Here is a 24315-nt window from a genome sequence, read left to right on the forward strand (position 1 = left end):
TGCCGTCACCGTGACCCCGGCGTCCGCCGCGGCGCCTTCTCCCACTGCCGCCACCGTCTTTCCGAAGGGGCGAGGGGAGTGATCGACGAGCGAGATGGCGGCGTCAGGCGGCCGGCTTTTCGGCGCGGGCCCAGATGTCGAAGCACTGGCCCTTTGAGACGCGGACCGGGCCGAAGCCGGCCTGGACGAGTTTCTGGCCGAGCGTCTGGTTGGTGTAGCCGGTCTTGTGCGCCATGAAATGATTGCCGCGGGCGACGGCGGTGCGCAGGCCGTAGAGGATGTCGAGCGGCGTGATCGGGCCGGCCGGCGAGACATAGGCCTGGTCCTCGAGCTGGCCCTCGGCCAGCAGCTGCCCGAGCGATTGCAGATCGGGGCAAGTGACCACGGCAAAGCCGCCCGGCTTCAGCACGCGGAAGAATTCGGCAAAGGCGAGCGGCACCTCGTGCGCGTAGAGATGCTCGACATTGTGCGATGAATAAAGCGCGTCCATCGAGCCATCGGCGACCTCGGCCATGTCCGTCATCGTGCCCAGAATGTCGGGCGAGACAGCGGGATCGATGTCCAGCCGGATTTCCTGCCAGTCCGTCCCGCGAAAATGCTGCGGAAGTTTTTCCGGGTTGGCGGGGCCGCAGCCGACGTGGAGGACGCGGTAAAGGTCGGGTTTCTCGGGCATATTTCTGTCCTTAGTGCAGGGATAACTCAAAAAAAAGGGCGGCCCAAAAGCCGCCCCTTTCTAGCTTCGATTTGAATTAGACAGTGACAGTGAAAGCGTCACCGTTGGTGTTGTTTTCGGTCAGCGTCGCGCCGTTAAAGCCAATCAACTGTACAACATTAGCTACGATAGTATCGCCAGCACCGGCGTCGTTCTGCACAACGTAGGTGTTGCCGCCGTAACGAAATGCACCGACCTCAGTTGCAGCCAACGATGCTTCAGCAAGCAATACAGCCGCTCCGAGAGAGGTCGCTGCAGCTATGCCTGTTGCCAGGGTACCCTGTGCGAACCCACCTGCATTGAAAGTATTCAAGCCGGTTGCAGCAAGCTGAACGTCATCGCCCACAGTGCTGCTGAAGCTGATCAGATCACTATTGCTCTCAAATGCAACGACCGAGTCCAGCGTGGCGCTCGTTACGTTCGTCGTTGTCACCGCGACTGTTGGTGTGCCGCTGTTACCAGCGACTGCATAGACGAAGGTGTCCGCACCAGTCCCGCCGTTGAGGATATCAACACCGATACCGCCGGTGATAGCATCGGCACCAGCACCGCCGGTGATGCTGTCATTGCCTGCACCGCCAACCAGAACATCGTCGGCAGCGCCGCCAGTGATCGTATCGTTCAGAAGGCCACCGGTGATGTTGTTGATTAGAGCGCCGCCAGTGATGTTGAATGTGCCGTTGCTCTCGTTACCGCCGGCAAAAGTGAAAGTGCTGCCCGCCGTTATCAAGGCGGAAGCGTTGACGGTCAAGGTTGCGCCAGCGTCGACCAGCGTGTCGAGGGTCGTCACGGAAGTAGCGGCATCGCCGAGAACAATGGTCTCGAAGCCCGTTACGTTGTCGAGGTCGGTCGTTGCGCCATTTGCATCAGTAAACGTCAAGACGTCGGCACCAGCACCGCCGCCAACAGTATCATTGGCGTCCAAGGTAGCACCAAAAGCAACGGTATCGTTGCCTTCGCCCGCCGTGATCGAAACGTTGCCGGCTGCTGCCGAAACGTTGATCGAGTCGTTGCCCGCACCACCGAAGATGGTGTCGTTGCCGCCGCTGCCGATCAGCGTATCGTTCGCCGCACCGGAGTAGATGACGTCGGCACCGGCAAGGCCGGTAAGCGTCGTCGCGGTCGAGCCGAAGTTGGCGAGGAGAAGGCTGGCTGCGGTCGGAATTGCGGTCACGAAGCTTGCTTCGTCGGCGGCACCGGCAATGAAGCCTGCATTGACGATCGTGTTGACAGCGCCATCGAAGGTGATGGTGCGGCCCTCGCCCGTAAGCACGACGCTACCGCCGCTGACCGAGGCGGTGTAGGCACCAGCGACGACGCCGCCAGCCGCTTCGATGAAGACCTGCTCACCGTTCTCGTTACCGCCAATGACCTTATTTCCAACGCCGTTGAGCAAAATGCGGTCGATGCCGGTACCGCCGAAGATCGTGTCGTTACCGGCATTGCTGGTGATGACGTCGACGCCGCCATTGCCGTAGATCAGGTCATTGCCGACGCCGGCGCGGACAATATCTGCCGCGTCCGTGGTGTCTGTGATCGCGTTACCACCGAGTATGGTGGTGTTGCCGAGGAAGTTCTGGGTATTGACTGAGTCCGAGCCAGTGCCGGCCTGGATGAACATGGTCGACCCGACGGGGAGGGCGCCGTTCAGGCCGGCAGCCTGACCACCGTTGACCGTCACGACGTCGTCGCCGACGCCGCCATACACCGAGTTCTGGCCGAGACCGCCGCCGGCGCCGACGTTCACGGTGTCGTTGCCGCCATTGCCGTAAAGGGCGTTGTTGCCGGTGCCAACGAGTGTGACAGTGTCAGCCAGATCGGTGGCGCTATTCTCGCCGGCGCCACCGTAAACGGTGTTGTTGCCATTGCCGGTGACAACGATGGTGTCGGTGTCGTTTGTACCGCCGAAGACCTGGTTGTTGCCGCCGCCGGTGACGGTCAGGTTGTCATTGCCGAGGCCACCATAGACGGAGTTGTTGCCGGTGCCGATGGCCGAGATCGTGTCGTTGCCGCCATTGCCATAGAGGGCATTGTTGCCGTTGCCGGTCAGGGTGATGGTGTCCGCGAGGTCGGTAGTGTCAGTGAGGCCGGTGCCGCCGAAAACCGTGTTGTTGCCGTCGCCGGTGATGGTGATGCTGTCAGTATCGCTGGTACCGCCGGCAACGAGGTTGTTGCCGCCGCCAAACACCGAAACCGTGTCGTTGCCGATGCCGCCGTACACAGAGTTGTTGCCGCTGGAATAAACGGTCAGGATGTCGTTGCCGGCATTGCCGTAGATCGCGGCAGCCCCAGTCACCGTGCTGCCGCTCGAGCCGACCGAAATCGTGTCCGCACTAGCGTCCAGCGTGTCGATCGCAGCGCCGCCGCCATAGACGGTCGCGGTTTGGCCCTGGTTCGGGATCACGTTGATGACGTCGACACCCAGACCGCCATAGATCACGTCAATGCCGGCGCCGCTATTGATCGTGTCGTTGCCACCATTGCCATAGATAGTGTCGTTGCCGGTGCCCGACGTGATGCTGTCGCCCGCGTCGACCGGGTCGCTGAAGCCCGAGCCGCCGACGATGAGGTTGTTGCCGAGTCCGGCGTCGATCGTGTCGGGGCCGCCAAGGCCGAGAAGGATATCGGCGAGCGCCGTGCCGGTGAGCGTGTTGCCGCTATCATCGTTCACAATCGCCGCCAGGCCGTCGCCGAAGGTGACCGAGCCGCCGCCCTGCAGGACGAAATTGGTGGTGGCCAGCGCGGCCAGCGTCACGCCCGTGATGGTGAGCGAGGTTGCGCCGGTGGTGATCACGACGTTCGCGCCGGACTGAGCGATATTGGTAATCGCGGCCGGCGAGAGGTTGAGCGTGTAGACGTCGGACGGGTTATACGCCGTCGTGGCGGACGCTGCGCCGGTATAGGTCGTGCTAGCCATGGTATCTCCTAGAGCTCTGTAGATCAGGACAAGGTGCGGGCGTGCACACCGCGCACCCCTCCCCCCCGAATACATGCCGGTCACGCCGATCACAGCGGACCCTGCGAAGCCAGCTATGCACAGTTAACCCTAGGGAAGCAAGCAGTAGAGAAGTCGATTTATCAATGATTTTCGTTGTGGGGTTTTTAGGTTGCTGTGTTCGTCAGTATGAAGGTTTGCATACCCATGTCATAAGGATTGATTGCATGACAAAATCTATTCGATTTCAATAGTTATAAATCAGCTGGGAGATCGCTGTGCTTCGTTCAAAAGGGTAATCTATTCCTTATGTTCGACTGGCAATCCCGATGCCGGCGACGTCGGTACTGCACGGGAACGGTTGGGTCGCCATGGTCATGAGACGTGGCGGAGGGAAGCTGCTGAGCAAGCTCGGTCTTTGCGCGCGAAAATCCCACCTCGCGACCGTCGGGGAATGATCGATCGGCAGCCTTCCGCGGGCGGCGACCGTACGCGGCCGGAAGGGGGAGGGAGCCCAGCCGGCGCGAACCGGGAGAGGGAAGAGGCAGAAGGAAAAGAGGGGCGCGTCTCAGCTGTCGGCAGGGGTCATTCCGGGGATGGCGGCGTCGGAGATGAGGGCGCGGCAATGGGTCTCGAAGGCCTCGACGCAGCGGGTCTTGCGGCAGGCCTTCAGCGTGGCGAGGCCGAGCTGCATCGGCCGGTGCGCGCCGCCGAGCGGGACGCGGACGATTCGCCTTCCATCGAGCGCGAGGTCGGAGCGCGGCCGCACATTGGCGAGTGTGTAGCCGTAGCCGTTGGCGACCATGGTGCGGACCACTTCGAGCTGGGTCGAGCGGCTGGCGATCTGCGGGCGCACGCCGGCCTCGCGGAAGAGCGCGAGGAAATAGTCGCGGCTGTAGGGGAGGTCGAGGAGGATCAGCGGCAGGTCGGCAAGTTCCGCGAGCGTCACCGACTGGCGCTGGGCCAGCGGGTCCGCTGCGCCGACCCAGACGTGCGGGGCAAGGCTTGCTAGCGGCTCGAAGGCGATCTCCGCGGGGATTTCGAGATCATAGGTCACGGCGATGTCGATCTCGGTCCGGCCGAGCGCTGCGAAGAGCTGTTCCTGGGTCGCCTCGACCTGGCGGATTTCGGACGCCGGGAAGGCCGCGGTGAAGGCGTGCGCGAGTTCGGGCATGACCAGCGGCGCGAGCGTCGACAGGCAGCCGACGCCGAGCCGCCCGCGCACCTCGCCGGCCGCCTCCGCGGCGACGGCGTGGAGCCCCTCGGCCTGGCGCAACAGCTGCCGCGCCTCGTCCAGCACGATGCGGCCGGTCGGCGTCAAGGTCAGCCGCCGCGCGTGCTGGCGCAGGAACAGCTGGACGCCGAGCGCCCGCTCGAGCTGGGCGATCGCCGTCGAGATCGAGGGCTGGGAGATGTGCAGCCGCTCGCCTGCCAGCGTGATCGAGCCGACCTCGCCGACCGCGACGAAGTATTCCAGCTGCCGAAAGGAAAAGCGCATGGGGCTGACTTGCGGTTCGGCCGCGTCGGCACGGGGATGGCGCGCGGGGCAAAGGCGGGAAGCTGCGGCGGGCTGCTGGAGGGTCAAACTACAGCATCGGGGCGGAAATCCGGAGTGGATTTTCGGACAGGGCGGTGCCCCGATCGAAAGCGTGGGGACGCCTTCGTGTCGGCGGCGGAAACCCGCCGCCCCGGCCCGGTCGGCTGAGCTTCGCCTTGCGCGCGGAAAGCGCCGCGGCCAGCCGTTCAGTCGTTGCCGCCGATGACGGCGATGACGTCGACCTCGACCCGCCATTCCGGCCGGGCGAGGGCGGAGACGACGAGGCCCGTGGAGACGGGATAGACGCCCTTCAGCCAGCGCCCGACGACACGGTAGACGGCCTCGCGGTCGGCGGGATCGACGAGGTAGATGGTGATCTTGCAGATGTCGGCCAGCGAAGCGCCGGCCTCCCTCAGCAGCATGTCGATATTGGCCATCGCCTTCTCGGCCTGCCCGCCGACATCGCCGATGGCGACGCTTTCCGACGTGTCGAGGTCCTGCCCGATCTGCCCGCGCACGAAGACCATGCTGCCGCGGGCGACGACGGTCTGGCAGAGGTCGTTGTCGAGTCTCTGCTCGGGATAGGTATCGCGGGTATTGAATTTTCGCAGGCGGATGTGCGCCGTGACGGTCCTTTCGGGGGCTACGGGGTCGCGGTATGGCCGGAGAGACCCGGGTTCAGGCCGACAGGCCAGAAGCGGGGCGGTAGCGGAGATAGTGACGCCGCGTGCCGATGTGGTCGGCGAGGTAGCGCGCATCGTGCCAGACACCCCAGATGAAGCTCGATCCCCGGCCGGACAGCCAGGGCAAGCCGAGGAAGTAGAGCCCGCTCTCGGCCGAGACGCCGCGCTGGTGCCTTGGCCGTCCCTCGGCGTCGAAGGCGTCGACCTCCAGCCAGCTGTAATCGCTGGAAAAGCCGGTCGCCCAGACGATGGTCGAGATGCCCTCGGCGGCCATGTCGAGCGTGGCGAGCGGCGCCGTGACGCAAGGCGGATCCTCGGCAAACACGCGCGCGCCCGGTTCTTCCGGCAGGTCGAGGCCATTGCGGATGACGAAGGCATCGGCCTCGTCGAGAAGGGCGGTGTAATAGGCATCGCCGCGCGCGATCGTCTCGGCGAGCCCCGGCGCGAAGCGCAGCACGCCGTCCGCGTACGCCTCGGTGCGACCGACGAGGGTCATGCCGGCGGCGGCGAGGCAGCGGAAGTCCATGGTCTTGCCGCCCTCGGCGCCGCTCACCGCGATCGTCACGTGCTCGGTGCCCGGCGCGCTCGCCTGGATGTCCCATTTGCCAAGCACCCCCAGCCACCAGACGAAGTCGCGGCCACGATAGGCGCGCGGCGGCCGCTCGTGCGGGCCGACGGAGAGGAAGACGCGCCGTCCGGCCCGCAGCAATTCGTCGGCGATCTGCGTGCCCGAGGACCCCGCGCCGACGACGAGGATTGCGCCTTCCGGCAGCGCGCCGGGGTTGCGGTAGAGGCTGGAATGCAACTGCCGCACCGGTGCGTCCGCCGGCACAATCGCGGGGATCTCCGGGTTCTGGAACGGCCCGGTGGCAACCACCACCGTGGCCGCCTCGATCTCCCCCTCAGAGGTCTCGACGTGGAAGCCGAGCCGCCCGTCCAGCCGCCGGACCCGCGTCACGGCGACGCCGCAGCGCACCGGCGCACCGAACTTTTGGGCATAGTCGGCGAAATAGTCGGCGACGGCCTCTTTCGGCGCGAAGGCGTCGGGATCGATGCCGGCAAGATCGAGGCCGGGAAAACGGTCGTGCCAGGCCGGGCCGTTGGCGACAAGCGAATCCCACCGCGCCGATCGCCAGCGCTCGGCAATGCGGGCGCGTTCGAGGACGAGGTGCGGTATGCCGCCCGCCGTCAGGTGCTCGCTCATCGCGATGCCGGCCTGCCCGGCGCCGATCACCAGCGTCTCGGTCTTCTCCAGCGCCATCGACAGCTCACTTCCTGCATCGCCCCGCCGGCGTCACCGCCCGGCGCGCCCGAGCTTAGAACAGCCCGGCGCCGGCCGATATTAGGATTACCCGCGGCCCGGCTTAGGCGATCGCGAGGCGGCTGCTTCCCGACCGATCCGTCAGGCGTAGAAGTCGGGCGCGCGGCGGGCGTTCTCGACGAAATCGGGATCGTGCAGCAGCACCAGTTCGCCCGCGGTCTCCGCAACGATCCGTTTCAGTCTGCGGATGCTGGCGAGCGCGGCGTCATCGTCCATGCTGACGCCCAGCACCTCGCGTTCGAAATTCTCCGCGAGATCGGCGACGTCCCCGGTCAGCACCTTCACGCCGCCCTCCGGCAGAGTGACCACCACAGACTGATGGCCGGCGGTATGGCCGCGGGTGAGGATCAGCTCCAGCCCCGGCATCATCTGCCAGTCGCCGTCGATGAGGTGCCAGTCGATCGCGGGATCGGCGATCTCGGCAAACGAGCGCGCCGCGCGGCGCTCGCCCTCGAACGCAGCCTCGTATTCCCCGCGCTGCATCGTCACGCGGGCATGGCGAAAATGCCGAAGATTGCCGGTGTGGTCGTTATGCGCATGCGTCAGCACGACCTCGCCGACATCCTGCGGCGCGACGCCGATGAGGGCGAGCTGCGCCAGGAGCTCGTGCTCCGGCAGCACCAGCGGCGGCGCGGGGAACAGCGGTTTGACGTAGGCGGCCCGGCTGTCGACGGGGTCGGCGAGCGTCGCGCTGTCGAGTCCGGCATCGATCAGCACGTAGCCGCGCCGGGTCTCAAGGAGATAGGCCGAGATCGGCACGGTCAGCACGATGCTGGGATCCGCCCCGCGCACGCAGCCGGACTTGCGGATGATCTCGTAGCCGCAGAGGAGGATGTACATCTTGGTGACGTCGGTCATGCCTGGCTCCTTCGGGAATGGACGGGGGCTGTGCCGGCGTCAGCGGGAGGAGAGCGCCAGCACCGTCTCCAGGAGCACCGCGGCGCCGGCTGCGCAGTCCTCGGGCGCGGTGTACTCGGCCTCGTTGTGGCTGAGCCCGTCGCGGCTCGGCACGAACAGCATGGCGCTCGGCGCCCGCCGCGCGATGAACAGCGCATCGTGGAACGCGCCGGAAAGGATGCGGCGGCAGAGATGATGCGTCCGGGCCGCCGCCTCCTCGATGGCGACCAGCAACTCCTCGTCGAAGGCGACGGGCGGCATGTCGAGCGTCTGCCTCACCTCGGCCGTGCAGCCTTGCGTCGCGGCAAAGCCCATGGCGAGCGTCCGCACATGCGCCTCCAGCTCCGCCAGCCGCGCCGCGCGGGGATGGCGGAGATCGAGGCTGAACGTCACGCTGCCGGGAATGGCGTTGACCGAGCCGGGCTGCGCTGTAATGCGGCCGACGGTCAGGCGCACGTCCTCGTCCTCGGGCATGACGGAGTCCTGCAGCACCTTCAGCAGCGAGACGGCGGCGACCAGGGGATCCCGGCGGAAGCCGAGCGGCGTCGTGCCGGCATGTGCCGCGCGGCCGGTCATCGTCACTTCCAGCCAGCGGGTGCCCTGGACGCCGGTGACGACGCCGATCGGTATCCGCTCACGCTCGAGCACCGGCCCTTGCTCGATGTGCAGCTCGACATAGGCCGACAGCGGCGTGCCGAGCGGCCGCATGTGCACCGGGAGCGCAGCGAGCGTCGCCTGCAGTTCGCCGGCGAAGGCGGCACCGTCGGCGCCGGAAAGTTCTGCCCAGGCGGCGGGGATCGCGCCCTCGGCAAACGCCCGCGAGCCCATGGCGCCGGGCGCGAAGCGGCTGCCTTCCTCGTTCGTCCACGACACCAGCTCGATCGGCCGAGCGGTCTCATGCCCGGCATCCTCGATCGCCTCCAGCGCCTCGAAAGCGGTGAGCACGCCGAGCGCGCCGTCGAAGCGTCCGCCCGTCGGCTGGGTGTCGAGATGGCTGCCGATCATCAGCGGCGGCAGCTGCGGGTCGCGGCCTTCGCGGCGGACGAAGAGGTTCGCCATCGGATCCTGGCTCACGGTGAAGCCGCGGGCGGAAGCGAGTTCGGCCAGCAGCGCGCGGGCCTGTCGGTCACCCGGCGTCAGTGCCTGGCGGTCGACGCCGCCCGCTGGGGTGCCGCCGATGCCGGCGAACTGGTCGAGGCGGCGGGCGAGGCGCGCGGGATCGATGGCCGCCCTTGCGGTCACCGCCGGATGCCGTTGATGAATGCCGTCACCCGCGCCGGCTCGACCTGGTTCCACCAGACGCCGTCGTACTTCAGCGAACTCGCGACGATGACGCCGTCGACGACGCCGAGGATGTCGTTGACGTTGTCAGGCGTCACGCCGCTGCCGACGAGTGTTGGCAGGCCGGCAGCCTCCTTGATCATCTGGATGTAGCCGAGGTCGGCGGCGTGGCCGGTGCGCTGGCCGGTGGCGATGATGACGTCGGCGTCGAAGAAGACGAGGTCCTTCACTTGCTCCTCCACCGGCCGGTCGGCGACGATGGCATGCGCCCCGTGCTTCACGTGCGCGTCGGCGAAGATCTTGACGCCCTTGGCGCGGAGGTGGGCGCGGTAGCGCATCGCCCGCGCCGCCTCGCCCTCGATGAAGCCCTCGTTCGCGACATAGGCGTTGGCCCACTGGTTGACACGCACGAAGCTCGCGCCGCTGGCGCTGGCGATGGCGAGCGCCGGAATGGCGGCATTGGCGAGCACGTTGATGCCGATCGGTTTGCCGAGCTCGCGGCGGATGCGGTCGGCCACCACGGCCATGTGGGCCGCGGTTTCCGGGCCGATGTCGTCGGGCTTGGCGAAGGGCACGTCGCCGTGGTTCTCGACGATCACCCCGTCGCAGCCGCCCGCGAGGTAGGCGCGGGCGTCGTCGAGGCCGCGCTGGTAGATCGCCTCGACCGTTTCGCCGTCATGCCGCGGCGCGCCGGGAAGGGCGGCGAGATGGACGACGCCGATCACCGCCTTGGGGCGGCCGAAAATCTGCTGGATGGCGTCGCCGCCGGCTTGGCCGATGGGCTTATGGGTGTTCATCGAGATTCCGCTTCAGTTCGTTGCTTGATAGGCGGCAGGTCTGCCGCCGGAAGTTCTGTTGCACCAGCCCGTAGCGCGGCGATCTCGGCAGCGCTCGGGCAGGAGGAAAGTGTTCCCGGCCGCGTCACCGCCAGCGACGCCGCCTGGACCGCCAGCCTCGCTGCCGGCTCGACGCCGATGCCGAGCGCGACGAGGCCGGAGACGACCCCGCAAAACACGTCGCCGGCGCCCGACGTGTCGACCACCGCCACCGCGGGAACGGCGATGCGGACGAGGTCCTGCGACCCGGCGAGGCCAAGTACCGCCCCGGCCGAGCCGAGCGTCAGAAGCACGCAACCGGGGCCGTGCTTCAGCAGCGCCAGGGCGCCGGCCTCGGGCACGTCGCAGCCGGACAGGATCGCTGCCTCGACCGCGTTGACGATCAGGATGTCGACGTCGGCGATGGCCATGCCGCCGTCCGGCGGGAGGGGGCTGGCATTGAGGATCGTGGTCGCGCCGCGGGCCTTGGCGCGAGCCAGGCAGCCTTCAGTCGCGGCCGGACCGAGATTGCCTTGCAGGACGACGACGTCGCCGGGGAGGAGGGTGGATCCGAAGGCGGTTTCCGCCAGCGGATCGAAGGCCGTCGCAGCGGGGACGGCGCTGACAATCATGTTCTCGCCGGCGGCGTCGACGAAGATCGACGAGCGGTCGCTTGGCCCGGCAAGAACGGCAAGGCCCATGGTGTCCAAGCCTTCCGCCGCCAGCAAGGCGCGGATGTGCAAGCCGGTCTCGTCGTGGCCGATGGCGGACCAAAAGCGCACATCGGCGCCGGTCCGGCTGGCGGCGACGGCCTGGTTGGCGCCCTTGCCGCCGAGGCCGTCGGAGACGGCGGCGGCGTTGAGCGTCTCGCCCGCCTTGGGAAAGCGTTGCAGGCGGAAGGTCGTGTCGATGCAGACATTGCCGACGACATGGACGGTCATGCCGCGAAGACCGACCGCGGATTGTCGGTCATCATCCGGTCGATCACCGCCTGCTCGACGCCGTGGCGCAGCAGCCGCGGCACGAAGTGGCGGAGGATGTAGGCGTAGCCGAAGCCGCCGAAGCGGGTCAGCATCATCTTCAGGAACACGTCCTGCGACAGGAGGATGCGGTCCTCGAAGCCCATGTCGACCAGCGAGCGAATGGCCCGCGCGTTCTGCTCGTCGGACGGCGACTGTGAGTCCGCGTCGGCATAGTAATAGTCCATGCCGATCATGTCGTATTCGAGAAACGCACCGCGTTCGGCGAGGGCCTTCTGGTAGGGCAGGTCCTCGTGGCTCGGGTTCATGTGGCAGAGCACGGTGTGCCGGAGATCGGCGCCCTCGGCCTCAACGACATCCAGCACCTCGTGCGCCAGCCGCTCCCAGCCGGGCAGGTGGATCGACAGCGGCACGCCGGTGAGGGCCGAGGCCCGCGCCGAGGCGCGCAGCGATTTCCTCTCCTCGGCGGTGAAGTCCTTGCTGACGCCGACCTCGCCGATGATGCCGGCGATCACCGCCGGCTTTTCGGGGCCGCCGCCGACATCGTTCACCAGGAACGCGGTGACGTCGTCGACGTCCATCGCCTTCAGCCAGTCCGGATGCGTGTGCTCGAGGTAGAAGCCCGAGCCCATGACGATCTTGAGGCCGGACATGCGGGAGATGCGGGCGAGCTTGGTAGGATCCCGGCCGATGCCGATGTTCGTCGGGTCGACCACCGTGTGGCCACCGAGCTTCTGGAACATCTTGAGTTCGGTGAGGGCGAGGTCGCTGTCGTCGAGGCTGACATTGTCGCGGTTGATGTAGGGGTTCATCCGGAGCTCGCCGATGATCTCGATCGAGACGGGCTGCTCGGCGATCGCGGCGAGATCGGGATGGCAAGGGCAGGACCAGGATTTGGCGCCGTCGATCAAGATGTGCTCGTGCATCAGCGTCACCCCCATCTCGGCGACGGGGATTGGGCCTTGCACGGTCATCACCTGGCCGGTGGCGATGCCTATGGCGCTGGGCGCGGCGTTCCGCTCGCTAAAGTCGAGGGCCATCAACGCCGCCTCACCGCGCCACGGAACAGGCGGAAGTTCAGCCAGATCGCGACGAGGATGATGCAGCCGGTGACGATGGGCGTCAGGAACGGCGACATGTGGGAGAGGATCAGGCCGTTGGCGATGACGGCGACCGTCAGCGCGCCGAGGACGGTGCCGACGATCGTGCCGCGTCCGCCGAATAGGCTTGTGCCGCCGAGCACCACGGCGGCGATCACCTCGAGCTCGAAACCCTGGCCGGAGTTCGACGAGCCGGAGCCGAGGCGTCCGGCAAGGATGATGCCGGCGAGCGCCGCGGCGCTCGACGAGATGACATAGACCATCAGCGTGGTGCGCCGCGTGTCGACGCCGGCCCGCCTGACCGCTTCGGCATTGGCGCCGATGCCGGTGATGTAGCGGCCGAAGCGGGTCTCGTTGAAGGTGATGTAGGCGACGGCGAGGACGACCAGCGCGATGATCGCCGGGAAGGGCACGCCGAACAGCCAGGCGCGGCCGATATAGACGAAGGCGCTCGTCGGTTCGATCGGGATGGAATAGCCATTGGTGATGAGCAGCGCTATGCCGCGGATCACCGACAGGCCGGCCAGCGTGACGATGAAGGAGGGAATGCCCTCATAGGCGACAAAGAAGCCTTGGATCGCGCCGATCAGGGCGCCGAGCGCCAGCATGGCGAGGATCACCACCGGCCAGGGCAGCCCAAGCTGCAGGAGCGTGGCTGAGAGGGCGCTGACGAGGGCGAGCACCGAGCCGACGGAAAGGTCGATGCCGCCGGTGGTGATCACCAGCGTCATCGCGGCGGCGACGATCAGCAGCGGGGCCGATTGCCGGATCACGTTGAGGAGGTTCGGCGCGGTCAGGAAGGCGCCGGTCGTGAAGGTGAAGAGCAAGCAGACGACGATGAAGAAGATGGCGATCGAGGCGACGCTGCCATTCGCCATGAACCAGTCGTGCCAGGTCGCCTGGCGCACCCGCGCGGGGCCGGCATGGGCATGCAGCGCGGTGTTTCCGCCGGAAGGCTCGGTCGTCGTGGTCATAGCGGTGCTCCCGCGCTGTCGGCCCGGCCGGCGGAGCGCGCGGCGAATTTGCGGCCGACGATGAGGTTCACCACCTCCTCGATGCTCGTCTCGCCGATCAGCCGCTCGGCGACGGCGCGGCCCTCGTACATCACCTGGATGCGGTCGCAGACGAGGAAGAGGTCCTGCAGGCGGTGAGTGATGAGGATGACGCTGACGCCGCGGGCGCTGACCGTGCGGATGAGGTCCAGCACCGCCTCGACCTCGGCGACGGCGAGCGCTGCCGTCGGCTCGTCCATGATCAGCACGGCGGGGTCGAACGAGGCGGCGCGGCCGATGGCGATCGACTGGCGCTGGCCGCCGGAGAGGTTCTCGACCTTCAGCCGCGTGTCGGCGATGTCGATGCCGAGCTTTTCCAGCATGGCGCGGGAATCGGTGTGCATGCGCGGCTTGTCGAGCAGCGGCAGGCCGAGGAACCGGCGCCTGGGCTCCCGGCCGAGGAAGATGTTGCCGGCGACGTCCACCGTGTCGCAGAGCGAGAGGTCCTGGTAGACCATCTCGACGTGCTTCTGGCGCGCATCGGCTGGCGAGGCGAAGGAGACAACCTCGCCGTCGATCTCGATCGTGCCGGCATCGGGCACCACGGCGCCCGAGAGAACCTTCGACAAGGTCGACTTGCCGGCGCCGTTGTCGCCTACGAGGCCGAGTACTTCACCGGCCTTGAGGTTCAGCGAGACGTTGTCGAGCGTCTGGATCGGCCCGTAGCGCTTCGAGATGCCGGTCATCCGGACCCGGTATCGGTCTTCCATTCAGCTGTTTCCCGTCATGGCATGGGTCATCCGGGCGACGCGCCCGGATGCTGGTCGGCGTGGGCTCGCGGGTGTCAGCTCTATTTGAACATGCCGCGGAACTGGTCGACATTCGCCTTGGTGACGATGGTGATGGGCACGTTGATGATCGGTTCGATCTTCTCGCCCTTGCCGAGCTTCTCCATCGCCTCGACCGCGGCCTTGCCCTCGCCGGCCGGGTCCTGCTGAACGACGGCGGCGACCCAGCCCTCGTCGATGCCCTTCACCGCCTGGGCGGTGAGGTCCCAGCCGAACACTTTTACGTCGCTCTGGCGGCCCTGGCTCTCGACGGCGGAGACGGCGCCGATCAGTTGCGGCTCGCCGGTCGCGTAGATCGTCGTCATGTCGGGATTGGCAGTCATCAGGTTCTCGGCGGCCCCCAGCGCCACGTCCTGAACGTTCTGCCCGTCGACGGTGTCGGTGACGGTGACGGCGAGGCCGCTGGCGGTGACCGCCTTCTTGAAGCCGTCAAGCCGCTGGTTCTGGATGAAGGAGTTCAGCGCGCCGACGATGCCGACCTTGGCGGTGCCGCCCATCTCGGCCTTGACGTAGTCGGCATAGTGCTTGCCGATGTCCTGGCCGGCCTTGGCGTTGTCGACTCCGATGAAGGAAATGTTGTCGCCATCGGGTATCTGGGCATCGATGGCGATCACCGGAATGCCGGCGGCCTTGGCGGCGGTGATCGCCGGCTTCACGCCGTTGACGTCGATGGCGACGAGGATGATGCCGTCCACCTTCTGGGTAATGTAGGTCTCGATGGCGTCGTTCTGCGCGGCCGGCACGTTGTTGGCGTTGAAGATCACAAGCTCGGCGCCCGCGGCATCCGCCGCCTTCTTGGCGCCGTCGTTGATCTGGTTGAAGAACAGCGCCTGCTGGTTGATGGTGACGAGGGCATAGGTCGCGGCATTGGCCGCGCTGCCGATGGCGACGAGGATGGCGGCGGTGGCGATGCTGCGGGAGAGCATTCGGGTCAGGCGCATGTCAGTACCCCCTCTGTCTGGTCGCGGACCCTTCCTGTCGCCCCTGCGATCAGCGATCGGCCGCCGGATCAGACTTCAAAATCCTTGAACGCCTGTCAAGCTCCTTGAATAGAGATTTGTCACCGAACGAACTGCCTTCAAAAGAGGCAACCTGTCCATGCAGATGGAAAGGTTGCGGGCTTGCCCCGAAGCCGGCGGATCTGCCGGCAGGCGCATGCCGCCCGACTGCCGCGATTGACAGGGGAAACCGCTGAAGGCCAGTCTCCGCTGCTGGCGGAACGGCGCTGCAGATGCGGCGGCGTTCCCCGACACCCAGCACGGAGCGACAATGGTTCCCTTGCCCTTCGACTTCGACGACTATGCCGAGCGCCTTGCCCGCGTCCGGCTGGAAATGCAGCGCAAGGGTTTCGATCTCCTCGTCGTCAACGACATCGCCAACCAGCACTATCTCACCGGTTATGACGGCTGGTCGTTCTACACGCCGCAATGCGTGGTCGTGCCGCTCGAGGGCGAGCCGGTCTGGCTCGGCCGGGCGATGGATGCGGTCGGCGGCCAGCTGACCGCCTGGATGAGCCCGGAGAACGTCGTCGGCTTCCCCGAGGCCTATGTCCACCAGAGCGACCGCCATCCGATGGACTGGATCGCCCGCTGGCTGGCCGACAAGGGCTGGGGCAAGGGCCGGATCGCCGTCGAGCTCGACGCCTACTACTACACCGCCAAGGCGCATGCGTGCCTCGTCGCCGGCTTGCCGAACGCGGAGATCGTCGATTCCGGGCTTCTGGTCAGCTGGGTCCGCTCGGTGAAGTCGGCCGGCGAGATCGCGTACATGCGGCAAGCGGCAAGGCTCGTCGAAGGCGCCATGCGCGCCGCCTACGACGTCATCGAGCCGGGCGTGCGCGAATGCGACGCCATCGCGAAGATCCAGGCAGCGCAGGTTGCGGGCGAGCCCGGCTATGCCGGGGACGTCACTGCGCTGCCGCCGACGATCCTTGGCGGGGAGAACGCCTCGGCGCCGCATCTGATGTGGAGCGACCGGCGCTTCGGCGCGAACGAGACGGTGGCGCTGGAGCTTGCCGGCGCAAGGCGGCACTACACCGCGGGCCTGGCCCGGACGATGCAGCTCGGCCCGATGCCGCCTGCCGTTGCCGAGACCGCCAAGGCGGTGCTCGAGGGCATGGAGGCGGTGCTGGCGGCGGTAAAACCCGGCGAAACGGCGGAATCGGTCGAGGCGGCCTGGCGCCGGGTGATCGCCCGCTATGGCCTCACCAAGGAGTCGCGCATCGGCTATTCCATCGGCATCGCCTATCCGCCGGACTGGGGCGAGCACACGATCAGCCTGCGCGCCGGCGACCGATCGATCCTGCAGCCCGGCAACACGCTGCATGCCATTCTCGGCATGTGGATGGACGGCTGGGGCATGGAGGTCAGCGAGACCATCCTCGTCACCGACTCCGGCGCGGAGACGATCACAAGGTTTCCGCGCGACGTCTTCTGCAAATGACGGCGGCGACCGTTCTGCCGGCGGCCGGCGATCTGGAAATCGCGGCCATCCCCGCCGATCTCCTGGCGCGCATGATCGAGGTGCGCCGGCACCTTCATGCGCATCCCGAGCTGTCGAATGCCGAGGTCGAAACCCAGCGCTATCTCCGGGACTGCCTGGCCGGGGAGGGGATGGAGGCCAAGCCGGCAGCGGGAACGGGCCTCGTCGTCGACGTGGAGGGGCTGGCGCCGACGTCGAACCGCCGGCTGGCGGTGCGCGCCGACATCGACGCCTTGCCGATCCACGAGGAGACCGGGCTGCCCTTCGCCTCCGTCCACCCGGGCGTCATGCATGCCTGCGGCCACGACGCGCATGCCGCCATGGTGTTCGCCGCCGCGGCGACGCTGCACCGGCAGCGCGCGCATTTCGGCGGCACGGTGCGCTTCATCTTCCAGCCGGCGGAGGAGGCCGAGCCGCTGGGCGGGCGGCGGATCGTCGCCGAGGGGCACCTTCGGGATATCGATGCGGCGATCGGCCTGCACGTCGATCCGTTTCTCGCGACCGGGCGGGTGGCGTTGGGGGCCGGCCCCTATACGCTGGCGTCCGACATCTTCGACATCGTGATCACCGGGCGCTCGGCGCATGCCGCCGAGAGTTTTCGCGGTGTCGACGCCATCGCCATCGGCTGTGCGGTGGTCGGCGAACTGCAGAAGATCGTGGCGCGGGAGACGGCGGCTTTCGACCCGCTGATCGTCTCGGTCACCGGCTTTGCCGGCGGCGGGGCCTACAACATCATTGCCGATCGCGTGACCTTGCGCGGCACCTTGCGCTCCGGCCGCGCGGAGACGCGGCTTCTGGCGCAGCGGCGGCTGCGCGAAATCGCCAGCGGCATCGCCGCCGCGCATGGCGGGGAAGCGCGCGTCGAGATCGTCAGCGGCGAGCCGGCGGTGGTCAACGATGCCGGGATGGTGGCTGTGGTCGGGGCGGCAACCGGGGCAGCGCTTGGCGAAGGCGCGCTCCTGGCGGCGCCCGGCTGGACGGCGGCCGATGATTTCGGCTTCTACAGCGAGGCGGTGCCTTCGGTCTATTTCCGGCTGGGCGTCGCGGACCCCGCCGGCAGTGAGGCTTTTGCCCTGCACCACCCGCGTCTCCATGTCGATGAAGCCGCGCTTCCTTTGGGGGCAAAGGTGCTGGTCGGCAGCATCCTTGGCTTTCTCGGCGGACGCGACGAAGGCTGCTGCGAAGGTCTGTCGCGTCCGGCGTGAAGGTCGCCGAGACCGCACCGTCGAACGGTCTGCCGCATAATTCGCCGATCTTAGGGTCGTGTGCACGAATTAAGCGCTTTACTAAGACGCCGGATCACGGCAGCATTGGGGCATGGAAAAGCCCGTCACAAAGCGCATCACGCTCGACCAAGTCGCCAAGGCGGCGAAGCTGTCGCCCGCGGCGGTCTCGCGCTACCTCAACGGCCTCCTGGTGCTGCCGGTCGACACCGGACGGCGCATCGACGACGCCGTGAAGGAGCTCGGCTATCGGCCGAACCACCACGCCCGCAGCCTCAGCCGCGGCCGGTCGGATGCGATCGGGCTGGTCATTCCGGAGATCGACAATCCGTTCTTCGCGGGCCTGGCCGCCGCGGTAGAGCGGGCCGCCGATGCGCGCGGCGTGGCGGTGATGCTGTGCTCGACGTCGAACAAGCCGAGCCGGGAGCTGAAATACATCTCGACGCTCGGCGTCGGCGTCGTCGACGGCCTGCTGTTTGCCACCAACCACAATGATGCCGACGGGACGCTCGCCACGGCGATCAACGACGCGGCGCGCATCGTCCTCGTCGACGAGGACGTCGCCGGCACCGCCGTCTCGAAGATCTTTTCCGACAACCACCAGGGCGGCTACCTCGCCGGCCGCCATTTGATCGAGGCCGGGCACCGGCGCCTCGCCCATGTCGGCGGCCCCGGCGACCTGATGAGCGCCCGGGAGCGCGCCGCCGGTTTTCACGCGGCGGTGCAGGAGGCGGGGCCCGGCGTCGAGGTCGTCGCGGAGCATTTTGGCGAGTACGCCACCGCCTTCGGCAGCGCGGCGGGCGAAGCGCTGATCGACGGCAAGGCGGGCGCCACGGCGGTGTTTGCCGGCAGCGACCCGATCCTCATCGGCATCCTCCGGGTGATGGCGTCGCGGCAGGTCGCCGTGGCTGGTGATCTCTCGATCGTCACCTTCGACGATGCGAGCCCGCTGGAGCTGATGGCGACGCCCGTGACGGCGGTCCGCCAGCCCATCCAGGCGATGGGCGAGCGCGCCCTCGACCTGCTGCTGGCCGCCATCGGCGGCGACACCGCACCGACGGTCGAACGGCTCGCCGTCGACCTCGTGATCCGCCAATCGGTCCGGCGGATTGCCTGACCCAGCGCCCGGCCGAAAGGCCGGCCGATACGAAAGAGAAAGCGACATGGCCCAGAAGAAAGTCCTCCTCGTCGGCGAAAGCTGGACGAGTTCCGCCATCCACTACAAGGGTTTCGACCAGTTCGGCAGCGTCACCTTCCACCTCGGCGCCGAGCCGCTGGTGGCGGCCCTGAAAGGCAGCGAGTTCGAGCTGACCTACATGACGGCGCACGCCGCCGCGGCCGAGTTTCCCTACGACATGGCCGGCCTTGCCGCCTATGACGCGATCATCCTCTCCGACATCGGCACCAACACCTTCCTCCTGCCGCAGGAGGTGTGGATGCACGGCAAGCCGGTGCCGAACCGGTTGAAGCTGATCCGCGAATGGACGCGCGCCGGCGGCGGCTTGCTGATGATGGGCGGCTACTTCTCGTTCCAGGGCATCGACGGCAAGGCGCGCTGGCGGGCGACGGCGGTCGAGGAGGCGCTGCCGGTCGCGTGCCTTCCCTATGACGACCGCCTGGAAATCCCGGAAGGCTTTGTCCCCGCCGTTACCGGGAACCCCGCGCACCCGATCCTCCAAGGCCTCGACGGCCCCTGGCCGATGCTCCTCGGCGCCAACGAAGTCGTGCTGAAGGACGGCGCCGAGGTGCTGGCGACGCTGCCGGCAGAGGAAGGCGGCCACCCGCTGCTCGTCACCGGCGAGTTCGGCAAGGGACGCACGCTCGCCTGGACCTCCGACATCGGCCCGCACTGGCTGCCGAACAGTTTCGTCGAATGGGAGGGGTACGCGAAGCTCTGGAAGAACGCGCTGGGTTGGGTGACGCGGCTGACGTGAGAGAAGCAGCCGAAGGTGCGAAATACCTGACCAAAACAGCGCCTGCCTATGGTGGCGCAGGCGCATTCTCGACGTGTGCGAGAAGGCTGGAGGACCCTCGTAAAGGTTCTCGGTTCGGACCGGTATGAGCGGTCGGTTTCGGCCGTACCCTTTGTGTTTGACATGGTAGATTGTCGGGCGCGCTGCAATCTTTGGGACGATGTAGGTGTCCGGTTAGTGCGGCTGGAGAGGGAAGGTTCTTGCGAGGCCGACCGGAAATCTAAGCCAGGCAGCAGGATGGCCGTTTGCACGAACCAGCATTAGCTTGGCACGCACCAGCATCGGCTAATGCTTGGCTTCGGACAGGACGAACGCGGCGGCGTCGGAATTGCTGCAATAAGAAAAAAGGGGCGACCGAAGCCGCCCCTTTCGCATCTGTCTGTTTCAGACGAGGTCGGTCGCGTCCAGCACACCGGTAACGCCAGTGACCTTGATGACAAGGTCGTCACCCGCCGCAAATGTAGCGCTATTGGCGCCTGCGCCGTCAAATACAAAGAAGGTGTCTGCGCCGATTGTAAATAGACCAGCCTGGTTCTGGTTCAGTGTAGCAAAGGCTGCATCCAAAGTGGCAGCTGCCGTTGCGACGCCGCCGCTCGCGATTGACGCGGGTAGGTTAGTAAGATCCAGTGTATCGACTTGACCACCGACGCCGTTGGTCCCCAAGTTAAGATCTGTGATCGTGTCCGCGGTTGCCGCAGTGCCGCCGGAGTCGGCGAGTACTGTAAACACGAACCTATCGTTTCCAGCGCCGCCGGTGAGAACGTCAACACCTGCACCGCCGGTGATCGTATCGGCACCGCCTGCGCCGTTAAGGGTATCGGCACCGGCGCCACCGATGATGGTGTCACCCACGCCGCCGCCGATGACCACGAACTTGCCGTCGGCCTCAGCACCACCGTTGAAGTTCAAAGTACCGGTGGTGAGGTTGGCTGCATTGATGGTCAACGTCTCGCCCGAGGCAACGAGGGTATTCGCGGTTGTAATGACCGCGGGTACCGTTGTGTTGAGAATGTTGATCGTCTCGATGCCAGTTACATTGGTCAGATCGGTGGCATTCTGTGAGTTGTAGTTCAGGACATCAATGCCCGCTCCGCCATCGACCGTATCCAAGTTGCCGAGAAAGGTAGCCATCGAGATTGTGTCGTTGCCGTCGCCACCAAGGATCGAAACGGTGCCCGAAACTGCGGCGTTGATCGAGTCATTGCCACCCCCGGCGAAAATTCGATCATCGCCGCCCGCGCCGAGGATCGTGTCAGCACCGGCACCGCCGTAGATCGTATCGCTGCCCGCCAAGTTGCTGAGGCCGGTCAGCGTAGCGCCGGTCGCACTGAAGTTGGCAAGGAAGAGGCTGGTCGGCAAGACGCCGGTGTTGGTGACGAAGTTGTCGTCCGACAGTCCACCCTGAACACCGATGTTGACGATGCTGTTCTGCGCGCCAATGAAGGTGATGGTGCGCGTGGTGCCGTCGGTGACGACGACGTCCGTGCCGTTAAGGGCAGCTGTGAAGGTGGTGGCGGTGTTAACGATGATCTGCTCGCCCGTCTCGTTGCCGCCGATGACCTTGTTGCCGAGGCTGCCATTGATCAGAATACGGTCGAGGCCTGTGCCGCCATTGACGCTGTCGGCGCCATTGCCCGTGGTGATGACGTCGGCCCCGCCATTGCCGTAGATCAGGTCGGCGCTGGCACCGGCCCGGATGATGTCGCCGCCGTCGGTGGTGTCGTTGACGCCGTTGCCGCCGTAGATCGTGGTCTTGCCGAAGTTGAAGCCGGTGGTGTTAACGGAGTCTTCGCCCGAGCCCGCCTGGATCAGCAGCGAGGGAGCGAGGGGCGCCGCGCCGTTGAGGCCGGGTGCGACGCCGCCCAGGACGCTGATCGAGTCCGCGCCCATGCCGCCGTAGATGCTGTTCTGTCCGAGGACCGTGGGGGCGAAGCCGAGGAGGACGGTGTCGTCACCGCCATTGCCGTAGATGACGTTGTTGCCGGTGCCGTCGACATCGATGAAGTCGGCGAGATCGGCGGTGTCGTTGAGGCTGGCGCCGCCGTAGATGGTGTTGTTGCCGTTGCCCCGGACCTCGATCCTGTCGGTGTCGGCGGTGCCGCCGAAGATCAGGTTGTTGCCGTTGCCGCCGAGGGTCACGCTGTCGTTGCCGAGGCCGCCGTAGACCGAGTTGTTGCCGTCGCCGAGCGCGGAGACCGTGTCGTTGCCGGCATTGCCGTAGAGCGCGTTGTTGCCGTTGCCGGTGACGGTGATGCGGTCCGCGAGGTCGGTGGTGTCGGTCGAGCCGGTGCCGCCGTAGACGGTGTTGTTCCCGTTGCCGAAGATGCTGATCGTGTCGGTGTCGTTGGTGCCGCCGGCGACGAAGTTGTTGCCGCTGGCGAGCGTGCCGACCGCGCCGAGGGTGATGCTATCGTTGCCGAGGCCGCCATAGACCGAGTTGTTGCCGGTCGAGAAGACGTTGACGATGTCATTGCCGCCGTTGGCGTAGATCAAGGCCGCGCCCGCGACGGCCGCGCCGCTGGCACCGACCGTGATGGTGTCGATGCCGGTTTCGACGGCGTCGCTGACGGCGCCGCCGCCGTAGATGGTCGCGGTCTGGCCGAGGTTCGGCGTGACGCTGATCACGTCATTGCCGAGGCCGCCATAGATGACGTCGGTGCCGGTGCCCGAGGTGATCGTGTCGTTGCCGGCATTGCCGTAGATGGTGTCGTTGCCGCTGCCCGCGGTGATGCTGTCGCCCGCGTCGACCGTGTCGCTGAAGCCGGCGCCGCCGAAGATCAGGTTGTTGCCGAAGCCGCCGTCGATCGTGTCCGAGCCGCCGAGGCCGAGCAGGACGTCGGCGAAGGCCGTGCCGGTGATGGTGTTGCCGTTGTCGTCGTTCGCCGTGGCCGCCAGGCCGTCGCCGAGGGTGACCGAACCGCCGCCCTGCAGGACGAAATTGGTGGTGGCCAGCGCCGCCAGCGTCACGCCCGTGATGGTGAGCGCGGTCGCGCCCGTCTGGATGACGACGTTCGCGCCGGACTGCGAGACGTTCGTGATCGAGGCGGGCGAGAGGTTCAGCGTGTAGACGTCGGACGGGTTATACGCCGTCGAGGCGGACGCTGCGCCGGTATAGATGGTGCTAGCCATGGTTTATCTCTCCTGGAGCCATTCGTTACATGAGGTACGGGCGTGCACACCGCGCACCGTTCACCTTCGGATCTTGCTAACCAATGACATCCAAGGGTGACGCAGCGGCACCTATGCACGCGCATGCTTATCTAATCAAGGAGCACTTAGGTATATTTTAACGTATACATTTAGTTGCCGCCTATATGTTTGCTGGCTACTTTGCCACGACTACAAGAATCCGAAAGGCAAGGATTGAAAACCAATGTGGATGCTTCCAAACTCCCTGTTTTAGAAGGCTTGCCTTACTATCGACTTGCAAAGCTAAGCTTATGAATAGTTGGAGCGGGGAGGATGAGGGATGACCATCGGCGGCTTCTTTGCGGTGCTTCGGACGGCCGGATGCACCTTCGACGCCAAGCTGCCGCTGAACGATCACCTGGTGATCCGCTACGGGCAGCGGAAAACCATCTGGCCGGGCCATGACCAGAACATCGAGGTCGGGCACCTCTTCGTGGAAAAGGTGAAGGCGGACCTCGGGATAACCGCCTGATGCGCTATTACGACGTGGTCGGCCGGCGCGACACGAACGGCACCTGGCTGCTGACCATCCCGGCCTTTCCGGAGGCGGCGTCCTTCGGCAGCATCCGCGCGAAAGCGTTCAAGAATGCCGCCAAGGCGCTGCAGACGACGATCGCGGCGCGGATCAAGGACAATGAACCCTTGCCGATTCCCCTCAGCGGCACTCCGACCGACAATTTCCTGGAGGTCCCGCCGCTGCTGTACCTGAAGGGCGCCCTCTACATCGGCATGCGGGAGAAGGGGATCTCGCGCGAGCGGCTGGCGCAGATGCTGTATGCGCCCGAGGACCGGGTCGACCGGCTGCTCGCCGTCGACCGGAACTCCGAGCTCGGCCTCCTGCAGGCAGCCCTGCGCCATGTCGGCATCGGCATGGAGGTGAAGGTAACCGGCGGCACGTTCTGACGGCGCGCGCGGGGGGGGGCCGGCCGCGCCGCTGTCGGCCCGCCGGGTTTCGCGCGGCGGCGGCAAGCGATCCGCGTGCGGAAGGGCAGGGCGGCTTGGTGCTGTCGGTACCGTCTGACCCGCGAAGGCTTCGACGCATGACGAGTGTCAGTGCATAACGGTCGTCAGTGGATTCGACCGACACGGGCTCGGTCTGGGAGCCTCACCGTAGTGTGCGAGCCCAGCGAACGGCGGATTCTCATGCGTCCGCCCCTTTCGGGTTCGCCACGGACGGCGGCGCTCTGGCCGCCGCCACCCACCATGGGCACGTGCCGCTGCTCGCCTGCGACCTGATCCAGCGACGGTCCATGCCGAGCACACTGTCCTTGTCGACGGTGATGCCAGCCTCATCACGATAGGCTAAGAGTTCATGACATCGGGGGTGCTGCCCTTGCTTCGATCGCGT

At 66.5% G+C, this 24315-nt stretch carries 20 protein-coding genes; 6 read left to right on the forward strand and 14 right to left on the reverse strand.

All coding sequences use genetic code 11. From position 1 onward, the window contains the following. Positions 1-103: 103 nt before the first annotated feature. The 13 genes from ACZLZQ_RS12590 to ACZLZQ_RS12650 form a co-directional block, all read right to left on the reverse strand. Positions 104-673 (reverse strand): class I SAM-dependent methyltransferase, encoded by a 570-nt coding sequence (locus ACZLZQ_RS12590; RefSeq protein ID WP_472949645.1) that lies wholly within the window; start codon positions 671-673, stop codon positions 104-106. A 76-nt stretch (positions 674-749) separates the two neighbouring features. Beyond that, on the reverse strand, positions 750-3629 hold the full coding sequence (locus ACZLZQ_RS12595; RefSeq protein ID WP_472949646.1) for a beta strand repeat-containing protein: 2880 nt from the start codon (positions 3627-3629) through the stop codon (positions 750-752). Positions 3630-4215: 586 nt separating this feature from the next. Continuing rightward, entirely contained in the window at positions 4216-5145 is a 930-nt protein-coding gene (locus ACZLZQ_RS12600) for a LysR family transcriptional regulator (RefSeq protein ID WP_472949647.1), read from the reverse strand. A gap of 245 nt (positions 5146-5390) precedes the next feature. Further along, on the reverse strand, positions 5391-5801 hold the full coding sequence (locus tag ACZLZQ_RS12605; protein ID WP_472949920.1) for a RidA family protein: 411 nt from the start codon (positions 5799-5801) through the stop codon (positions 5391-5393). A gap of 61 nt (positions 5802-5862) precedes the next feature. Further along, positions 5863-7128 carry a flavin-containing monooxygenase gene (locus ACZLZQ_RS12610; protein ID WP_472949648.1) on the reverse strand — a complete coding sequence of 422 codons (1266 nt, stop codon included), beginning with the start codon at positions 7126-7128 and terminating at the stop codon, positions 5863-5865. Positions 7129-7269: 141 nt separating this feature from the next. After that, on the reverse strand, positions 7270-8046 hold the full coding sequence (locus tag ACZLZQ_RS12615; RefSeq protein ID WP_472949649.1) for an N-acyl homoserine lactonase family protein: 777 nt from the start codon (positions 8044-8046) through the stop codon (positions 7270-7272). Between the two features lie 39 nt (positions 8047-8085). Further along, positions 8086-9327 carry a Zn-dependent hydrolase gene (locus ACZLZQ_RS12620; RefSeq protein ID WP_472949650.1) on the reverse strand — a complete coding sequence of 414 codons (1242 nt, stop codon included), beginning with the start codon at positions 9325-9327 and terminating at the stop codon, positions 8086-8088. Then, positions 9324-10163: a BtpA/SgcQ family protein gene (locus tag ACZLZQ_RS12625; protein WP_472949651.1), complete on the reverse strand. Its 840-nt coding sequence runs from the start codon at positions 10161-10163 to the stop codon at positions 9324-9326. The genes ACZLZQ_RS12620 and ACZLZQ_RS12625 overlap by 4 nt, the downstream gene beginning before the upstream one ends. Beyond that, on the reverse strand, positions 10160-11122 hold the full coding sequence (locus tag ACZLZQ_RS12630) for a ribokinase (RefSeq protein ID WP_472949652.1): 963 nt from the start codon (positions 11120-11122) through the stop codon (positions 10160-10162). The genes ACZLZQ_RS12625 and ACZLZQ_RS12630 overlap by 4 nt, the downstream gene beginning before the upstream one ends. Further along, positions 11119-12201: a phosphotriesterase family protein gene (locus ACZLZQ_RS12635; protein ID WP_472949653.1), complete on the reverse strand. Its 1083-nt coding sequence runs from the start codon at positions 12199-12201 to the stop codon at positions 11119-11121. The genes ACZLZQ_RS12630 and ACZLZQ_RS12635 overlap by 4 nt, the downstream gene beginning before the upstream one ends. Next, positions 12201-13139, reverse strand: coding sequence for an ABC transporter permease (locus tag ACZLZQ_RS12640; protein WP_472949921.1), 939 nt, complete (start codon positions 13137-13139; stop codon positions 12201-12203). Before ACZLZQ_RS12640 ends, ACZLZQ_RS12635 begins: the two co-directional genes overlap by 1 nt. A gap of 92 nt (positions 13140-13231) precedes the next feature. Further along, positions 13232-14023, reverse strand: a complete 792-nt coding sequence (locus tag ACZLZQ_RS12645) for an ATP-binding cassette domain-containing protein (protein ID WP_472949654.1) — start codon at positions 14021-14023, stop codon at positions 13232-13234. Between the two features lie 80 nt (positions 14024-14103). Then, positions 14104-15042: an ABC transporter substrate-binding protein gene (locus ACZLZQ_RS12650; RefSeq protein WP_472949655.1), complete on the reverse strand. Its 939-nt coding sequence runs from the start codon at positions 15040-15042 to the stop codon at positions 14104-14106. Positions 15043-15370: 328 nt separating this feature from the next. On the opposite strand from ACZLZQ_RS12650, the gene ACZLZQ_RS12655 reads away from it, so the two are divergent. From ACZLZQ_RS12655 to ACZLZQ_RS12670, 4 genes are all read left to right on the forward strand, one after another. Next, positions 15371-16543 carry a M24 family metallopeptidase gene (locus ACZLZQ_RS12655; protein WP_472949657.1) on the forward strand — a complete coding sequence of 391 codons (1173 nt, stop codon included), beginning with the start codon at positions 15371-15373 and terminating at the stop codon, positions 16541-16543. Beyond that, positions 16540-17787: a M20 metallopeptidase family protein gene (locus tag ACZLZQ_RS12660; protein ID WP_472949658.1), complete on the forward strand. Its 1248-nt coding sequence runs from the start codon at positions 16540-16542 to the stop codon at positions 17785-17787. Before ACZLZQ_RS12655 ends, ACZLZQ_RS12660 begins: the two co-directional genes overlap by 4 nt. A gap of 112 nt (positions 17788-17899) precedes the next feature. After that, positions 17900-18922, forward strand: coding sequence for a LacI family DNA-binding transcriptional regulator (locus ACZLZQ_RS12665; RefSeq protein ID WP_472932428.1), 1023 nt, complete (start codon positions 17900-17902; stop codon positions 18920-18922). A 46-nt stretch (positions 18923-18968) separates the two neighbouring features. After that, positions 18969-19739 (forward strand): glutamine amidotransferase, encoded by a 771-nt coding sequence (locus ACZLZQ_RS12670; RefSeq protein WP_472949659.1) that lies wholly within the window; start codon positions 18969-18971, stop codon positions 19737-19739. Between the two features lie 423 nt (positions 19740-20162). Here ACZLZQ_RS12670 and ACZLZQ_RS12675 read toward each other — a convergent pair whose 3' ends face one another. After that, positions 20163-22907 carry a beta strand repeat-containing protein gene (locus ACZLZQ_RS12675; protein WP_472949660.1) on the reverse strand — a complete coding sequence of 915 codons (2745 nt, stop codon included), beginning with the start codon at positions 22905-22907 and terminating at the stop codon, positions 20163-20165. Positions 22908-23247: 340 nt separating this feature from the next. On the opposite strand from ACZLZQ_RS12675, the gene ACZLZQ_RS12680 reads away from it, so the two are divergent. Further along, on the forward strand, positions 23248-23439 hold the full coding sequence (locus tag ACZLZQ_RS12680) for a type II toxin-antitoxin system HicA family toxin (protein WP_472932423.1): 192 nt from the start codon (positions 23248-23250) through the stop codon (positions 23437-23439). Further along, positions 23439-23870, forward strand: coding sequence for a hypothetical protein (locus ACZLZQ_RS12685; protein ID WP_472949661.1), 432 nt, complete (start codon positions 23439-23441; stop codon positions 23868-23870). Before ACZLZQ_RS12680 ends, ACZLZQ_RS12685 begins: the two co-directional genes overlap by 1 nt. Positions 23871-24315: the final 445 nt, after the last annotated feature.

The organism is Mesocryomonas lacus (genome assembly GCF_055730105.2).

Coding starts and splice junctions, on each gene's coding strand:
- ACZLZQ_RS12600 (WP_472949647.1), bottom strand. CDS start 5,145: ATGCGCTTTTCCTTTCGGCAGCTGGAATACTTCGTCGCGGTCGGCGAG.
- ACZLZQ_RS12655 (WP_472949657.1), top strand. CDS start 15,371: ATGGTTCCCTTGCCCTTCGACTTCGACGACTATGCCGAGCGCCTTGCC.
- ACZLZQ_RS12630 (WP_472949652.1), bottom strand. CDS start 11,122: ATGACCGTCCATGTCGTCGGCAATGTCTGCATCGACACGACCTTCCGC.
- ACZLZQ_RS12680 (WP_472932423.1), top strand. CDS start 23,248: ATGACCATCGGCGGCTTCTTTGCGGTGCTTCGGACGGCCGGATGCACC.
- ACZLZQ_RS12665 (WP_472932428.1), top strand. CDS start 17,900: ATGGAAAAGCCCGTCACAAAGCGCATCACGCTCGACCAAGTCGCCAAG.
- ACZLZQ_RS12610 (WP_472949648.1), bottom strand. CDS start 7,128: ATGGCGCTGGAGAAGACCGAGACGCTGGTGATCGGCGCCGGGCAGGCC.
- ACZLZQ_RS12595 (WP_472949646.1), bottom strand. CDS start 3,629: ATGGCTAGCACGACCTATACCGGCGCAGCGTCCGCCACGACGGCGTAT.
- ACZLZQ_RS12625 (WP_472949651.1), bottom strand. CDS start 10,163: ATGAACACCCATAAGCCCATCGGCCAAGCCGGCGGCGACGCCATCCAG.
- ACZLZQ_RS12685 (WP_472949661.1), top strand. CDS start 23,439: ATGCGCTATTACGACGTGGTCGGCCGGCGCGACACGAACGGCACCTGG.
- ACZLZQ_RS12660 (WP_472949658.1), top strand. CDS start 16,540: ATGACGGCGGCGACCGTTCTGCCGGCGGCCGGCGATCTGGAAATCGCG.
- ACZLZQ_RS12670 (WP_472949659.1), top strand. CDS start 18,969: ATGGCCCAGAAGAAAGTCCTCCTCGTCGGCGAAAGCTGGACGAGTTCC.
- ACZLZQ_RS12640 (WP_472949921.1), bottom strand. CDS start 13,139: ATGGCGAATGGCAGCGTCGCCTCGATCGCCATCTTCTTCATCGTCGTC.
- ACZLZQ_RS12615 (WP_472949649.1), bottom strand. CDS start 8,046: ATGACCGACGTCACCAAGATGTACATCCTCCTCTGCGGCTACGAGATC.
- ACZLZQ_RS12645 (WP_472949654.1), bottom strand. CDS start 14,023: ATGGAAGACCGATACCGGGTCCGGATGACCGGCATCTCGAAGCGCTAC.
- ACZLZQ_RS12675 (WP_472949660.1), bottom strand. CDS start 22,907: ATGGCTAGCACCATCTATACCGGCGCAGCGTCCGCCTCGACGGCGTAT.
- ACZLZQ_RS12650 (WP_472949655.1), bottom strand. CDS start 15,042: ATGCGCCTGACCCGAATGCTCTCCCGCAGCATCGCCACCGCCGCCATC.
- ACZLZQ_RS12590 (WP_472949645.1), bottom strand. CDS start 673: ATGCCCGAGAAACCCGACCTTTACCGCGTCCTCCACGTCGGCTGCGGC.
- ACZLZQ_RS12635 (WP_472949653.1), bottom strand. CDS start 12,201: ATGGCCCTCGACTTTAGCGAGCGGAACGCCGCGCCCAGCGCCATAGGC.